This is a genomic window from Mesorhizobium sp. P2_E7 (genome assembly GCF_056403855.1).
Genome location: NZ_JBFUER010000010.1, coordinates 37,361 through 51,997, shown reverse-complemented (window position 1 = coordinate 51,997; position 14,637 = coordinate 37,361). Strand labels below are relative to the sequence as shown.

The 14,637-nt window shown below is 64.1% G+C and carries 11 protein-coding genes; 6 read left to right on the top strand and 5 right to left on the bottom strand.

The features are described from left to right. Window positions 1-300 precede the first annotated feature (300 nt). The 5 genes from AC1DYC_RS29535 to AC1DYC_RS29515 all read left to right on the top strand — a co-directional run bounded on the left by AC1DYC_RS29535 (window position 301) and on the right by AC1DYC_RS29515 (window position 8,703). Complete coding sequence (locus tag AC1DYC_RS29535) at window positions 301-2,418, top strand: multicopper oxidase family protein (protein WP_477411214.1); 2,118 nt, start codon at window positions 301-303, stop codon at window positions 2,416-2,418. Between the two features lie 10 nt (window positions 2,419-2,428). Further along, window positions 2,429-4,402: a tyrosinase family protein gene (locus AC1DYC_RS29530; protein ID WP_477411213.1), complete on the top strand. Its 1,974-nt coding sequence runs from the start codon at window positions 2,429-2,431 to the stop codon at window positions 4,400-4,402. Between the two features lie 134 nt (window positions 4,403-4,536). After that, window positions 4,537-7,182 carry a LodA/GoxA family CTQ-dependent oxidase gene (locus AC1DYC_RS29525; protein ID WP_477411212.1) on the top strand — a complete coding sequence of 882 codons (2,646 nt, stop codon included), beginning with the start codon at window positions 4,537-4,539 and terminating at the stop codon, window positions 7,180-7,182. A 2-nt stretch (window positions 7,183-7,184) separates the two neighbouring features. Further along, window positions 7,185-7,601, top strand: coding sequence for a hypothetical protein (locus AC1DYC_RS29520; protein ID WP_477411211.1), 417 nt, complete (start codon window positions 7,185-7,187; stop codon window positions 7,599-7,601). Continuing rightward, entirely contained in the window at window positions 7,582-8,703 is a 1,122-nt protein-coding gene (locus AC1DYC_RS29515) for an NAD(P)/FAD-dependent oxidoreductase (protein ID WP_477411210.1), read from the top strand. Before AC1DYC_RS29520 ends, AC1DYC_RS29515 begins: the two co-directional genes overlap by 20 nt. Before the next feature lie 38 nt (window positions 8,704-8,741). Here AC1DYC_RS29515 and AC1DYC_RS29510 read toward each other — a convergent pair whose 3' ends face one another. The 3 genes from AC1DYC_RS29510 to choX form a co-directional block, all read right to left on the bottom strand. Further along, window positions 8,742-9,647: an AraC family transcriptional regulator gene (locus AC1DYC_RS29510; RefSeq protein WP_477411209.1), complete on the bottom strand. Its 906-nt coding sequence runs from the start codon at window positions 9,645-9,647 to the stop codon at window positions 8,742-8,744. Between the two features lie 82 nt (window positions 9,648-9,729). Beyond that, the gene (locus AC1DYC_RS29505; RefSeq protein WP_477411208.1) at window positions 9,730-10,767 is read right to left on the bottom strand and encodes an alcohol dehydrogenase catalytic domain-containing protein; all 1,038 of its coding nucleotides are present in this window, start codon (window positions 10,765-10,767) and stop codon (window positions 9,730-9,732) included. Then, window positions 10,768-11,697 carry a choline ABC transporter substrate-binding protein gene (gene choX / locus AC1DYC_RS29500; RefSeq protein ID WP_477411207.1) on the bottom strand — a complete coding sequence of 310 codons (930 nt, stop codon included), beginning with the start codon at window positions 11,695-11,697 and terminating at the stop codon, window positions 10,768-10,770. A 21-nt stretch (window positions 11,698-11,718) separates the two neighbouring features. Here choX and betI point away from each other — a divergent pair, with 21 nt between their 5' ends. After that, window positions 11,719-12,468, top strand: coding sequence for a transcriptional regulator BetI (gene betI / locus AC1DYC_RS29495; RefSeq protein ID WP_477411206.1), 750 nt, complete (start codon window positions 11,719-11,721; stop codon window positions 12,466-12,468). Between the two features lie 55 nt (window positions 12,469-12,523). On the opposite strand, the gene AC1DYC_RS29490 is transcribed toward betI, so the two are convergent. Both AC1DYC_RS29490 and AC1DYC_RS29485 read right to left on the bottom strand, forming a co-directional pair. Next, complete coding sequence (locus AC1DYC_RS29490; RefSeq protein ID WP_477411205.1) at window positions 12,524-13,282, bottom strand: SDR family oxidoreductase; 759 nt, start codon at window positions 13,280-13,282, stop codon at window positions 12,524-12,526. Between the two features lie 218 nt (window positions 13,283-13,500). Further along, entirely contained in the window at window positions 13,501-14,628 is a 1,128-nt protein-coding gene (locus AC1DYC_RS29485) for a serine hydrolase domain-containing protein (protein WP_477411204.1), read from the bottom strand. Window positions 14,629-14,637: the final 9 nt, after the last annotated feature.

Below are 14,637 nucleotides of genomic sequence, written 5' to 3'. Positions count from 1 at the left end.
GCGGAAGAGGGCTGCGAACGCCGTGGCCGACGATGTATATTAGCGAGAACAAACGAAAGACGCGGTAGTCCTCAGAGACCTTGGTTGCTTGTAAACTTGTTAAAAATAGACCGATTTTAGGGCGAATCGACAATTAGCCGTATAAACGGGCCACCAAACTCGCTCGTACAGTGTTTTTGGAAGTAAATTTGATTTTGACAACTTAGCAATCTGGACAGACTTCCTGATCTGTCGCACTATGCTTTCCGGACGCAATCTAGAACCAAGTGGCGGAGGACCCCCATGTTGTGTGGTGGATGGATGGCGCGTGCGCGGATTTTCGCGTGTGTTTTCGGCGGCAGCCTCGGTTCGATCGCGGCGCTGCCCGCGGCAGCCGAGATCCTCAATCCGCCTGTGTTGCAGGATGAACGCGCGGCAGTTGCCAAGCCTATCCTGACCGAGGAAGCCCCCGCGCCACTGCCCGGCAACACGGCGCCGGCGCGTGGCGACCGCCTGCTCGATCTCAAGATCCAGTATATCGACAACCAGATCTACAATCCGTCCACCGGCGGCTACGACAAGGTGCATCTGCGCGGCTACACCGGCAACGGCGTCGATCCCAGCGCGCCCTATGTCTCGCCGACGATCGAGGCGGTGCCCGGCGACACGGTGCGCATCACGCTTGATAACCAGCTTCCGGCGGGGCCGCAGCCCGGCGATCCCGGCTGCATGCCCGGCGGCCAGATGCCCGATATTCCGCATTGCTTCAACGGCACCAATCTGCACACGCACGGGCTGTGGGTGAGCCCGACCGGCAACAGCGACAACGTGCTGTTGTCGATCAATCCGCAGACCAAGTTCACCTACGAGTACAACATCCCGTCGGACCACCCATCGGGCACGTTCTGGTATCACACGCATCGCCACGGCTCGACGGCGCTGCAGGTGTCGAGTGGCATGGCAGGTGCGCTGATCATTCGCGGCAACCGCTTCCCGACGCCAACGGCGCATGGCGATATCGACACGCTGATCCCGACCTCGGCAATCCCCGAACGAGTGCTGGTGATGCAGCAGATCCAGTATGCCTGCCGCGGACCCGCTGCCAAGCCCGGCGAACTCGGTCCGATCAAGCAGGATATCAACGGCCGCTATATCTGCGACCCCGGCGATGTCGGCGGCATCGAGGCCTACGACCAGTTCGGACCTGGCACCTGGCCGGCATCGGGACGCTACACCTCGCTCAATGGCAAGGTGTTCAATCCCAACGATGCGATGAAGGCGACACAGGGCCAGGTCGAGCGCTGGCGCATGATCCATGCCGGCGTGCGCGACACGATCAGCCTGCAGTTCTTCAAGGTGCTGGACGGCAAGCTGAAGCCGGGGGTGAAGACGCTGCTCAGGGCCGACACCACGGCGGCCTTCATCAAGGACACCTGCGATACCAGGCCCGTGCCTTATGAGCTGGTAGCGGCCGACGGGCTGACAATGGCGGCCGCACATCCGACCAAGCTTGTGACACTCCAGCCCGGCTATCGCTTCGATGCGCTGGTCGTGTTTCCGGAAGCCGGACGCTACTGCGTGATCGATTCCTCGGCGCCCAAATCGGGTGTCGTCAACGCGCTCGATGTCGGGCCGCAACTGCTCGGCCTGGTCGACGTCGCGCCAGGCAAGCCGGTCGACAATGTCGAGACCTACATCAACCAGAAGCTGGTTGCGCTGGCCGAGGCCAATATGCCGGCTGACATCAAGGCGACGGTGATCGCCGATCTCAAGGACGGTACGAAGTTCACCAGCTTCACGCCGCATCCCGACGTTACCGACGAGGAAGTGAAGGGTAACAGCACGCAGGAGCTGACCTTCTTCATCGACACATCAGGGCCGGACGTGAAGTTCGAGGTTGGCAACACGCTCAATACGGCTGATGTGAAGCCCTATGACCCGACCCGCATCGATCGCTCGCTGCCGCTCGGCAAGGCGCAGGTGTGGACGCTGCAATCGCATTTCGTCAGCCATCCGTTCCACATCCACGTCAACCCGTTCCAGATCGTCTCGATCATCGATCCCAACGGCAAGGATGTCAGCGCGCCGGGTGCGATCGACGATGCTGGCGGCTCGCCTTACGATCCGCAATATCCCGGACTGAAGGGCGTCTGGAAGGACACGCTGTGGATCAAGAGCCTGATCCCGCAATCGCTGCCCGCCGGCTTCTCCGGCATCTACACGATCACGCTGCGCACCCGCTACGAGCGCTATATCGGCGAGTACGTGCTCCACTGCCACATCCTCGACCATGAGGACCAGGGCATGATGCAGAACGTCGCCGTGGTGCTGCCCGATCAGGTGGGCGACACCACGCAGGACACCACGCAGAGCGGCGCCATGCAGATGCAGGGGATGAACGAGCAGATGGAAATGGGTAGTCACGATGCCCACAAGTAAGGCACAGCCAATGCCTGAGGCGCCGTTCACCTGGAGCGACGTGGAGGCGATCCTCACCGCAGCCGGAGGCAATGAGGGGCCAGGCAGCCTGACGGGACTGACGCTGCCGGACTTCCTGACGCTGCAGCTGCAAGGCATGCCGCTGATCGCGCCGCTCACCACGACGTGCTGCGGCACCAGCGACGCCAAAGGCCGCGGCGCGCGCTCGGCGCTGGTCCGCGGTCTGCGCGGCCTGCCGCCTTTCGACGGCAAGCAGTACCCTCGCCTGCCCTGGGGCGGCAAAGCGGTCGCCGATGACGACATCGACCGTATCGAAACCTGGATCGAGGAAGGCTGTCCTGGCGAGCTGATCGAAACGGTTGCGCTCGCGGGCGAAGTCAGCGTTGCGACCGAAGCCCGCGTCGAAGTGAAGGGGCTTCCCGGCCCCGTCTTCGGTCCCGCATCCGATCCGGCGGCCTGGCGCTACGCCAAGGGCGAGTTGCGCCAGCGCATGGATGTCGACGTGTTGAGCGATCCGCAAAAGGAGCGGCTGCGCTATGCCTTTCGCGAGCTCTACAAGCTCAACAAATGGGTCGGCGACAAGCGCAGCTACAACAATCTGGCGCTGATCCACCAGAACCACTGCCAGCATGGCTGGGAGCGCTTCCTGCCCTGGCACCGCGTCTATCTCTATGAGTTCGAGCAGGCGCTACAGGATTTCTGCCCCGATGTGACCATGCCGTGGTGGGATTTCCCGGCGTCCCGCTACAAGCCGGAAGATCCGAAGAACGGCGCGATCCTTCCCGATGCCTTCAAGGGCTTTCTCACCGAGGGCTCCGCGCGCTTCCTGCGCGACAAGGGTTTCCCGGCCAAGATCGACACGCTGGTCGGGCAGCTCTGGGCCAACCCGACGCAAATCTACGACGCGGTCAGCAAGGCCTGCGGCAAGGACTATGTGGCGGGCGAAAATCGCAAGCGGTTGATCGATGCGCTGCTCGACGCCAATTCGCTGTGGTACCCGCTGCGCTATTCCGGCCAGTTCGGCAAGGGCACCATCAACAGCGTCATCCACTACCACTACCCGGCGCAGGAGGACATTGACGAGATCCTGTCGTTGCGCACCTTCCGCGACTTCGGCGGCGGCAGCCTCTATGTCGACAGCTTCGGCTTCCTCGACCAGAATCCGCACAACACCATGCATATCTGGACCGGGGGCATGAACCCGGCCTTCAAGACCGACGCGCCAACCGACCGCAACAGCGCGGTGCGCGTTGCCGGCCGCAAGTTCCACCAGCGCGACGATCTCTATTCCGAGCCGCAGTTCGGCGACATGTTCTCGAACCTGACGGCGTCTTACGACCCGATCTTCTGGCCGGTGCATGCCAATATCGACCGGCTGTGGTGGCGCTGGCAGCAGGAGCATCCCGACGGCCTGCCGGCCGATCTCGATTCGGCGCTGACGCCGTGGAGCTACGCGGTGCGCGATACGCTCGACATGAACCGCTTCGGCTATGAATATGTGCGCGGCGGATGCCTGATGCCGGTCGGGCTGACCAGCCCGGTCGGACGCTTCGTCTCGGCGCCGATCGCGGTGCCGGAAGCTACCAAGGGCTTTCGCTCGGCGGAAGTGCGGCTGCATCGCGTGCCGCAGCTGCCGCGCTCCTGTTTCATCCGCGTCTTCCTCAACACGCCGGATGCCGATGCCTCGACGCCGCTCAACGTGCCGGGCTATGCCGGCTACGCCGCCGTATTCGGCCATGGCGAATGCTATGGCGGCCCCGGCCATTGCGAGGTGCCGCCGGCGGAGAACCGCAAGTTCGATTTGCGCGAGCGCAGCATGAACACACCGCGTAACCACCGCATCGACGTGACGCGCGCCGCGCGACGGCTGATCGCGGCCGGCGCCAAGGACATCACCGTCAGCCTGGTGGTGATCGGCGCTTCCTACGAGGAAGACCGGGAGCTGCTGCGGCTCGACGGGGTCTCGCTCAACTTTCTCGACTGACCAGAGCGGTTCAGCGTCTCACGGAATCGCTGAACCGCTCTTAGTTTTTGTTTTTACGCAATTCCGGACGGAAAACCGCTCCACACTTTTCCTGGAATTGCTCCAGAGGCCGGCGCCGGCACAGGGGGAATCACATGGCCGACCCATCGATCTATCGCATCCACCCGGCGGTCGGCATCGCCCGGCTCGGCGACAGCCCCGAAGCCTTCTGCATCTCGCCGGAAAAGCCGGCACAGATGCCGATCGAATGCGACGCCAACGGCAATGCCGCCAAGGGCGATGCGCCGATCAAGCATTTCAAGGACAGTAAGGGCCGCATCAAGCGCCAGGCGGCGCGCTTCCAGATCTTCGCCTATGACACAGACAATCCGGACGGCGTTGCGCTGAAGATCGACGACCATGTCGAGGGCGGCGGCAACAGAGGCAAGCTGGTCGATATCCAGTGGCGGGTGCAACTCGCCAACAAGAAGGCGGCCTGGTTTACCTTCGACGGACTGCGCGGCGAAGCCGGCTACCCCGACGGCACACCGCTGCGCAACCCCGATGTCACCGATCCGATCGAGCGGCAGAAGCTGGTCATCGACGCCGGCCCGCAAGCCGTCGATTGCAAGAAGCGGCGCAAGGCGAGCTTCGGGCGAGCCACCAATCCGGCCTATGCCGTCACCTTCCCGCCGACCGGCATGGCGCCCAACGACATCGACACGCTGGGCGACATGATGACCGACGATGCCGGGCGACTGCTGGTGCTCGGCGGACACGGCAACAGCGGCTCGTTCCTCTCCGGCTTCGGCCATCCGCGCATCGAGACCTACGCCAACAGCGATGGCTGGTTCGACGATATTTCCGACGGGCCGGTGATGGCGCGGCTGGTGATGATGGAAGAGCGCGTCCAGAAGCTGCGCTACATCGATGTCGAATATCCGGCCTGGGTTCTGGTCGGCTATCCGCGCTACGCGCCGGAAGTGCTCGACATGATCACGCTGGAAGACGTGGTCGAGGATATGTCGATCCGCGAATTCGGTTATCGCACCGATATGTACGGCACGGCAGGAACATTCAACGCGCCGCAGAAGATCGACCCGACCGACACCGGGGCCCTGCTGCACTGGAAGGCAGGACCGGTCGAGTGGAACCCTGCCTATCGTCCGTGGTTCTGGCGCGACATCTGGCCGATCATTTTCCGCGCCGACGAATTCTCGTATTTCGCCAACATCCTCCAGCAATCGAATTTTCCGCACAACCAGTCGAGCCGGGGCACGTTCGATCCCTACCGCCTGTGCATCCCGCCACGCGTCGCGCCGCGCGGGCTGGCGGCGAAAGAAGGCCTCGCCAGGGACGATCAGGCCAGCGGCCGCCTGCTCGAGGTGGCCGTCGAGCCGAGCCTGATGCTGCTCGACGCCACCCAGGCGCCGGGTGCGGCCAAGGATGCCGTGGTCGGCGAAGCCGGCGAGACGCTCAAGGTGGCCGCAGCGGCTTTCGCAACTGCGGTCTGCCCGCCCGGCGATGGCGAAATGCCGCGCACCTATGCCCAGCGCTGGCAAAAGATTTTCGTCGACAACGACAGGGTGGCCGACCCAGCCTATGCCGAGGCGCTCGGTGCTTTCGACGCCGCGGTCACGGGCGTGATCGAGCGCGTCGCAGCTTCTATCGCACCGCCACTGGAATCAATGCTCGAACTTGCGCGGTCTTCTTCACGGCAGGAGCCGGGCGAACCTGACCGCACCACCGATCCGGACGAACCGATCGAAGTAGCGCTGCGGCGGCTGGCGTTCGAGTATCGCTCCGGCCAACTGTTCGACCGCGCGCTTGCCGCCGCCGCCAAGGACGCCACCACCGATCCCGGCAGAGCCGCGCGGCAGTATCTGTTCGACTTGCTGCGTAAACCCGGCGAGGAAAACCTGTTCCAGCTTGAGGCCAATCCGGCGACGCGCACCTATCATTTGCCGCTGATGCCGCTGCTGGCCGGCGACAATCCGATCACCAACAAGACGGTCAGCAAATTCCTGCGGCTGACCGATACGCAACTGTTCCTGCTGCGGCAGTGGGCGGCGGGCATCTTCATCGACGAGGTCGACGCCGGTTTTGCGCCGGCAATCGACCCGTGGCAGCCCTACAAGGACTGGAATGTGCCGGGCGGACGCGGCCTCGACCAGGGCGTGCTGTCGAACGGACTTGGCGGCGCCTTCTGCCCGGGCGGCGAAGTGACCTGGATCATCCGCAATCCGGCAATCTGGCGCGAGCCGTACCGGATCAAGGCCGACCCCGAATGGTATACCTTCGCGCTGACCGCTGCGCAGGAGAACGCCAACAATTGGGACACCCCCCTAAGCGAAGAAGGCTACATCGCCTATGCCTCCGACCCGCTGTCGCTCACCAGCGATTTCGACATCGGTCTGCAGCCGGGCGATCTGACCAAGCTCAGCGGGCTACCATGGCAGGCCGATTTCAACGAATGCTCGACCCAGACCATCGACGTCACCTATGAGGAGTGGAACGTTCTCTACCCAGACAGCGTCGGCAACACGCTGATGGAGCGCGAACGGCGCGTGTGGGAGACGCTGTGGTGGCCGGCGCACCGGCCGATGCAGGTCTACTACCCCGCCCAGCCCAACCCTCAGTTCCGCAACTGGGCACGCGGCATCCCGCAGACGCTCGCCGGCGACCTCAAAATGGTGACCGAATGGTCGAAGCTCGGCTTCATGATCCGTAACCCAGGCGGCGGGCTCGATCAGCCCTCGCCCAGCATCAAATACATCTGCGTCGAAGATTCGGGAGAATGACGATGACCAATCCCTTTGTCGGCAACTGGACCTATCGCAGCTTTCTCAACGATCCCGATCTCAGCAAGGCGGCCAACGATCTGTTGTTCGGCGAAGGCACGCTGACCATCGTGGAGCAATCGCAGACCGAACTCTCGGGAACGATCGGCGGTCCTGGATGGTCGCTCGATCTGCGCGGCAGTTTTGGCTACGGCTCGCCGATGCAGGTCCGCTTCCAGGGCAAGGGCGTGGTTGGGGGCGAAGAGTGGATTTACGACTATATAGGCTGGCTCGTTCCCGTCTGGCCGAACAGCACCGACCGGCTGGAAGTGCCGGCGATCGTCGGCTCGGTGGTGCGCACCATCCCGCATTCAGGCGATGGCGGCAGCACCAACCCGGCTGGGGTGGTGGCGTCCTTCTATGCCGTCAGAGCAAGCTGATTTCGTCGTCATCGGTGGCGGACCGGCAGGTGCCGCGGCGGCGCTGACGTTGTGCCGTCACGTGCCCGGACGGCGCGTGGTGCTGCTCGAAGCCGGCCGACACGACCGGGCCAAACCGGGCGAAGTTTTGCCGGCGGTGGCGCAAGGGCTGCTGCGTCAGCTCGGGGTCTGGGAACCGTTCCTTGCCGAGAATTTCGTAGAGAGCCGCGCGGTCGTTTCGGCCTGGGCCGACGATGCGCCGAGCGAGCGGCCCAGCATATTCTCCGCCCAGGGCGCCGGCTGGCAACTCGACCGGGCGCGGTTCGACCGGCTGCTGGTGGAGGCAGCAGCGGCGGCAGGCGTAGACGTTCGGCTCGGCTGCGCGGGGCGTTCGGCGGTGCGTGAAGGCCAGGGCTGGCGTCTCGAACTCGCCGATGGGGACGTCCTCGCGGACGCCGTGATCTGGGCGACCGGCCGCAGGTGGACGCTGGCACGATCCTTCAGCGCGACGCTTCATGTGCATGCGCACCTTGCGGCCTACACACGCTTCTTCGACCGCGCACCGGGCGATTGCCGGATGGTCATCGAAGCACGCCCCGAAGGCTGGTGGTACAGCGCCGACCTGCCCTGTGGCAGCCGGGTGGTGGCGTGCCTCACCGATCCTGACCTCGGCAGCGCGTTGCGCGACCCGAAATCCTGGTACCGCGCATTGGCGGCGACACGGTTTATCGTACCGCTGTTGCCTGATGGCGCGCGCGAAACCTCTGTCACGGTGAAGTCGGCGGGTACGGCAACGATCGAGCCGGCCGCCGGCGAGCGCTGGGTCGCGGCGGGCGACTGCCTGTTTGCCGCCGATCCGCTGTCGTCGCGCGGCATCGTGCACGCGCTGCGCTCAGGCATCCTCGCCGCCTACGCCGCGTCGGACATGATCGACGGCCGCGACGAACTCGCACGCAGGCGATACGCGATGATTGCTGCGCAGGGCTTTGCCGACTACGTCCCGGCGCTCGAAGCCCACTACGCCGCCGCGGCACGCTGGGACACCGCCTTCTGGCAACGCCGCCGGCCCGAAAGGCATGCGATGCCCGGCACTGGCAGAAGCCGGTCTGCATCAACCTTCTGAAAATCGAGAGCTTACCGAGCGGCGGCCCGCATCACTGGCTAGTGCGCCGTCGCCTTGGCGTAGCGGCCGGGCGACTGGCCTACATGGCGGCTGAAGGCGGTGCTGAAGGTGCTGGCCGAACCGTAGCCGACGCGCTCGGCGACGTCGGCGATGTCGACCTCCTGCCGGCGCAGCATGTCCTTGGCGAGCGCCATGCGCCAGGCCAGCAGATATTCCATCGGCGGCACGCCGACGCTGCGGCTGAAGCGGTCGAAAAATGCCGAGCGGGAGAGTGCTGCTTCCTTTGCCAGTTCCGCCATCGTCCAGGGACGAGCCGGATCGGCATGCATCTGCCGGATGGCTTCGGCCAGCCGGACATCGCCCAGGCCACGCAGCAGTCCGGCGGGTGCAGTGCGCGTCTGCGTCAGCCGCAAGGATTCGACCAGCAGGATCTCGATCAGCCGGGTCAGCACCAGCTCGCGCCCTGACTGGCGTTGGGCGGCCTCCTCGATCAACAGCTTCACCATGATCGACAGGCGCTCGACGCCGCGGACATGGACCTGGTCGGGCAGAAGCGAAACCAGCAGCCCGGAATCCTCGCTGTCGAAGACGAAATAGCCGCCAAGGATGCGCACGCTTGGCGGACCATCCTGGTCGCCATGGCGAACCTCGCCTTCCGCCGTCAAGGCAGCAACATGCGGATCGATGAGCTCGGGGATGACAGGCTCAAAGCCGGTCATGGTGAAGCCCGGCGTCTTCGGCAGCAGGATGAAATCGCCGGCCTCCAGTGTCAGTGCCGGTTGCCCGTCGACAGCCAATCGGCACGCGCCCTCGATCACGATGGCGAAGCTCGGATGGCCAAAATCGCCATAGCGAACACCCCAGCGGCCAGCGCCGCTGATGCCCTTTGTGAACACGGCCTGAGGCCGGAGCAGTTCAATGATTTCGGAAAGCGGATCGACCATTAAATGGACTTTTACAAACAAATGGCCAGCCGTCAATTGTCGACAGTCTTCGTTCCAACGTGCTCGCCGCGACGCTCCGATGTCAGCACCAGCTGTCGGAACCAAAGACGATCGCCTGCCGCCCCTCGGCGTTGCCTGCTTTCAGCCGGGCCAATGCGTCGGTTGCCTCGGCCAGCGTGACGCGCTGGACCTGGGCCTCGAAGGGCTGCGCCTCATGCAACTGGATCAGCTCGCGCATCTGCGCGCGTGTGCCGACGCTTGTCCCAGTTATCCAGACACCGCTTGCGGTCAGCCACTCCTGGTTGAGCGGCACCGGTTGCGAGACCATGGCCGCGGCGATGATCCTGCCGCGCGGACGGATCGCCGCAATCATGGCATCCCAGCTTGCCGGCGTCGGCGCAAAATTGATGCAGACATGCGCACGCAAATTTGCCGGCCAGTTGTCGGCCAGCTCTGGCGAGGCAAGAAGCGTGTGCTCGGCGCCAAGCGAGCCTGCTAGACGAAGCTTGGCTTCATCCTTGTCGATGGCGACGACCACAGCGCCAAGCCGCCGGGCGATCTGGATGGCATAGAGTCCCAAGCCGCCACAGCCGAAGACGGCACAAATCTCTCCAGCTTTGACCCCCGCCCGCTGCACGGCGCCGAAGGCGGTCAGGCCCGCGCACATCAGCGGCGCCAGTGCCGCCGCATCGCCCTCCTCCGGCAGGCGCGCGGCAAAGCGTGCATCGGCAACGACATGTTCGGCGAAGGTGCCTGCAACATCGAAGCCGTGTGCGCGCTGGTGCTGGCAGAAAGACTCCATTTCGGCGTGGCATTCGTCGCAGTGGCCGCACGTGTCGTGCAGCCAGGCCACGCCGGCACGCTCGCCGAGGCGCCAGCCCGAAACACCGGCGCCGAGTTGAACCACCCTGCCCACGCCCTCATGGCCGAGAATTGTCGTCAGCTGCCCTGACGCCGGCCGTACGTGGCCCTGCCAGACATGCACATCGGTATGGCATATGCCGCTGGCTTCCAGGCGGACCAGTATTTCTCCTGGACCGGGTTTCGGCCGCGGCACGCTCATGATGCGCAGCGGCTGACCCACTGTCTCCAGCACGGCGGCCAGCATGCTCTCACTCATCTAGAGACCCAGCGCGCTTTTCACGGCCGGCAGGCCTGGCTGACCGTCAAAGGTCGAGACACCGTCCAGCCATTTCGTCAGCTTGTCGGGATTGCGCTTGATCATCTCGCGGGCGGCTTCGTCGGCGGACTTTCCCTCCCCCAGGATCATCCGCATGCCGTAGTTTTCGTAAGTGAGATCGAAGGCCAGATTGGCAAACAGCTTGGCCGCGTTGGGGCATTCCGTCGAAAAGCCCTTGCGGGCGATGGTGCGGACCGTGGCGCCGCCGAAATTCGGGCCGAACTCGATATCCCCGCCCGACAAATAGGTGATCTTGTAGTCGAGGTTCATCGGATGCGGTTCCCAACCCAGGAACACGACCCAGCCCTTGTCCGCCACCGAGTTTGCGACCTGCGTCAGCATTGCCGCCTCGCTGGACTCGATGATCTGCCACTCGCCGAGCCCATGGCGGTTGGCCGCCACCATGTCGAGCAAGGGCTTGTTCGAGCCCGCCTCGATGCCATAGATCTTGCTGCCGAATTTGTCGGCGTGCGCGGCGAGATCATCGAAGCTTTTGACCCCCTGGTCGGCAACATATTGCGGAACGGCGAGCGTGTATTTGGCGCCCTCGAGGTTGACGCCCAGCACTTCGACCGATCCCTCATCGAAGTAGGATTTGTACTCCTCGTCCTGGACCGGCCGCCAGTTGCCGAGAAACACATCCATGTCGTTTTCCTTCAGCGCCGAATAGGCGACGCCGAGGCCGAGCAAGGTCTGCGAGGCGTCGTAGCCCAGGGCGTCGAGGATGACCTCGGCGGTGGTGTTGGTAAGCGCAATGTCAGTCCAGCCAAGATCCGCCATGCGGACCTTCTGGCACTGCGCCGCATCAGCGGCGATGGCGGGCGAAGCGATCAACCCCGAAAGCAAGGCAAAGATGACTGTCGTACGCATTCTTGGTTCCCCATTTTCTTGATGAGACGACTGCCAGCCAACGCTATGGCGTCCGTGCTATATGTCAATACAGAATCTTGTATGAGCATACAAAAATCTTATTTGGTAGAAAGGGAAATGGCGACTCACGGCAAGCGAACCAGAATCGAAGACATAAGGCGCGTCGAGTTGATCGCGGCCGCGCATCGCGTGTTCCTTGAGCATGGGCTGCAAGGCATGACCTCGGCCCGCATATGCGGCGAGGCTGGCATGTCGCCGGGCATTCTCGCCTACTATTTCAAGGGCAAGGACGAAGTCCTGTTCGGCATGGTGCGCTACAACAACCGCCTGCTGATGGAAGACGTCATCGCGCGGCTGACTGCAGCCCAGACCCATTGGGCGCGGCTGGAAGCGATCGTCGAGGGCAACTTTCCCGCGCAGGCTTTCACCCGTCCCATCGCCAGCGCCTGGATATCCGTCTGCGCCGAAGCCGGCGTGAACGAGCAATATGCCCGCCTCCAACGCGTGTTCCACCGACGGCTGCGCTCCAACCTGGCCTCGGTGTTTGGTGGGATGTTCGATGCCGCGCGCCTGCACGAGGCGAGCTTGATCATCGCTGCCCTGCTCGACGGGCTCTGGCTGCGCAAGGCGGTCGCCGACGATATCGGACGCGACGAGGCCATCACCCTGGTGTTCACAGGAATTCGCTCTTTGGTGAGCGACAAGGAAGAGAAACTTCTGCGTTCAGGCCGAGAACCCAAGCGGGCAGCGGCTCGGCAACCGCGGCAATGAGCCTCTGCCGCACCTTGGCGAGAACGTCGCCAGCGCGGCAGACACGCCGACGGAACTAGGCAGCCGCCGCACACCGTGCCTGGCTCAACGCCACCGCATCGGGTCCGGCGGGAAAGCTGATCGTGGCTGACACATCGTGCATGGCCTTCCAGACGATTTCGGCAACGTCTTCAGGCACGGTGTGCGCCATCGGCCGGGTCATCTCCGCGAAGATTTCGCCGGCATAGGCGGCATAGGCTTCGGGAATGAAGCGCTCGATGTAGGATGCGGCGTCGCGGGAGAAAGCCGTCGTCGGCCCGTAGCCCGGCTGAACCATTTTCACGCGAATGCCGAAATGATTGAGCTCGTTGGCAAGCGAGGCAGTGAAGCCGTCAATGGCCGTCTTGCTGGCGGTGTAGATGGCAACCAGCGGCATCGGCGCCAGCACGGCGCTGGAGGTGACATTGATGAGCGTGCCCGAACGGCGGGCGCGAAACTGCGGGATCACCGCCTGGATCATGGCCATGACACCGAAGGTGTTGGTCTCGAAAATCTGGCGCGCCGTGTCCATCGACGTCGCCTCGAAGGCGCCGAACATGCCGATGCCGGCATTGTTGACCAGCACATCGATCGGGCCGGCCGCTTCGACCGCTGCCTTGATGCTGTCGGTATTGGTGACGTCGAGCGGCACGATATGGATGCGGTCGGATTTGGGCAGCACATCCTCGCGCGGCGTGCGCATGGCGGCGATGACGTTCCAGCCTTCAGCGTGAAAAAGCCTGGCGGTTGCGAGGCCGTAGCCCGACGAGGTTCCGGTGACAAAAGCGGTCTTCATGGCAATCTCCTTCGTTGTGGATGATGCCAAGATACCGAGCCAAACCCGGACTATATATAATCTGAAGTCCGAAATTAGTTTGCATAAGTCCAAATTGCGAGTCGGACGGTTGGCGCCGCCCGACAGATCTGCGCCCACCGCGCCGCCCGGAAAGGCTTTCGAGCCCATCAGATCGAGACGTGCCGCCGAGGCGGGAAAATTCCCCTCGATGGCTCGCATCAAAGCGCGTCGTAGACGGCGTCGATCACACCCTTGCGGCGCGGGTCCATGTCGTCGAAACCGAGCATACGGTTGGTGACATAGCCGAAGCCGACACCGGCGGCAGGATCGGCAAAGCCGATGGCGCCGCCCCAGCCGCTGTGGCCGAACGTTTGCGGCGACGCGCGCCCGGCATAGGTGGGATCCTCCATCTGGTAGCCGGCGGCAAAGGCTGTCGGCAACGCGAAGCTGTCGTCCATGCCGCGAATGCGAGGTCTTGCTGCTTCTTCGATTGCGGTAGAGCCGATCAGAGACTTGCCCTCCCAAACGCCGCCGGCCGCCATCATGCCGCAGATGCGCGCCAGCGCGTGTGCGGTCGACTGGCCATTGCCGCCCGGCACTTCGGCGGCGCGCCAGGCGCGATCGTTGGGCGCCAGTGCCCGGGGTGCCGGATTATCGCCTGCATGGGGAAAGGGCGAGGCGCGGACGAACTCGACCCAGTCCGAAGTCTTTGGACCTTCAATCATCTCGGCGGCCCTGGCATCCTCGCTGGCCGGCAGACCGACATGAAAATCGGCGCCAAGCGGGCCTGCGATCTCATCCGCGATGAAGCGGCCCATGCTTCGTCCATCGACGCGGCGCAGCACTTCGCCGGCAAGGTGGCCGTAGGTAAGGGCGTGATAGACACAGCGGCTGCCGGGCTCCCACAGCGGCGACATGGCGGCAAGTGCATCGACAAAGGGCGTCCATGCCAGCAGCCCAGCCTCGTCCATCGGCACGGCGAGACCGTTCAGCCCGGCCTGATGCGACATCACCTGATCGAGCGTGATGCGCTCCTTGCCGCCGGCCGCGAATTCCGGCCAGTAGCGCGCAACGGGGGCGGCATAATCGAGCTTGCCGCGCTCCGCCAACATGGCGATGGCCAAGGCCACAACGCCCTTGGTGCAGGACCAGACATTGACCAGCGTGTCCTGCCGCCATGGACGAGTGCGCGCGGCATCGGCATGACCGCCCCACAGATCAACGACGGTCCTGCCATGGACCACGACCGACACGCCGCCGCCATGCTCCAGCCCTTGCGCGAAACCCGTAGCAAACGCGTCGCGCACACCGGCAAAGCGTGGATCGCAGGCACCCTCGATGTTCATGCGCGAATT

What these genes read in the sequence shown, in the direction of transcription:
- AC1DYC_RS29525 (WP_477411212.1), top strand. Translation starts at nt 4,537, where the DNA reads ATGGCCGACCCATCGATCTATCGCATCCACCCGGCGGTCGGCATCGCC.
- choX (WP_477411207.1), bottom strand. Translation starts at nt 11,697, where the DNA reads ATGCGTACGACAGTCATCTTTGCCTTGCTTTCGGGGTTGATCGCTTCG.
- AC1DYC_RS29485 (WP_477411204.1), bottom strand. Translation starts at nt 14,628, where the DNA reads ATGAACATCGAGGGTGCCTGCGATCCACGCTTTGCCGGTGTGCGCGAC.
- AC1DYC_RS29505 (WP_477411208.1), bottom strand. Translation starts at nt 10,767, where the DNA reads ATGAGTGAGAGCATGCTGGCCGCCGTGCTGGAGACAGTGGGTCAGCCG.
- AC1DYC_RS29515 (WP_477411210.1), top strand. Translation starts at nt 7,582, where the DNA reads ATGCCGTCAGAGCAAGCTGATTTCGTCGTCATCGGTGGCGGACCGGCA.
- AC1DYC_RS29490 (WP_477411205.1), bottom strand. Translation starts at nt 13,282, where the DNA reads ATGAAGACCGCTTTTGTCACCGGAACCTCGTCGGGCTACGGCCTCGCA.
- AC1DYC_RS29520 (WP_477411211.1), top strand. Translation starts at nt 7,185, where the DNA reads ATGACCAATCCCTTTGTCGGCAACTGGACCTATCGCAGCTTTCTCAAC.
- AC1DYC_RS29510 (WP_477411209.1), bottom strand. Translation starts at nt 9,647, where the DNA reads ATGGTCGATCCGCTTTCCGAAATCATTGAACTGCTCCGGCCTCAGGCC.
- AC1DYC_RS29535 (WP_477411214.1), top strand. Translation starts at nt 301, where the DNA reads ATGGCGCGTGCGCGGATTTTCGCGTGTGTTTTCGGCGGCAGCCTCGGT.
- betI (WP_477411206.1), top strand. Translation starts at nt 11,719, where the DNA reads ATGAGACGACTGCCAGCCAACGCTATGGCGTCCGTGCTATATGTCAAT.
- AC1DYC_RS29530 (WP_477411213.1), top strand. Translation starts at nt 2,429, where the DNA reads ATGCCTGAGGCGCCGTTCACCTGGAGCGACGTGGAGGCGATCCTCACC.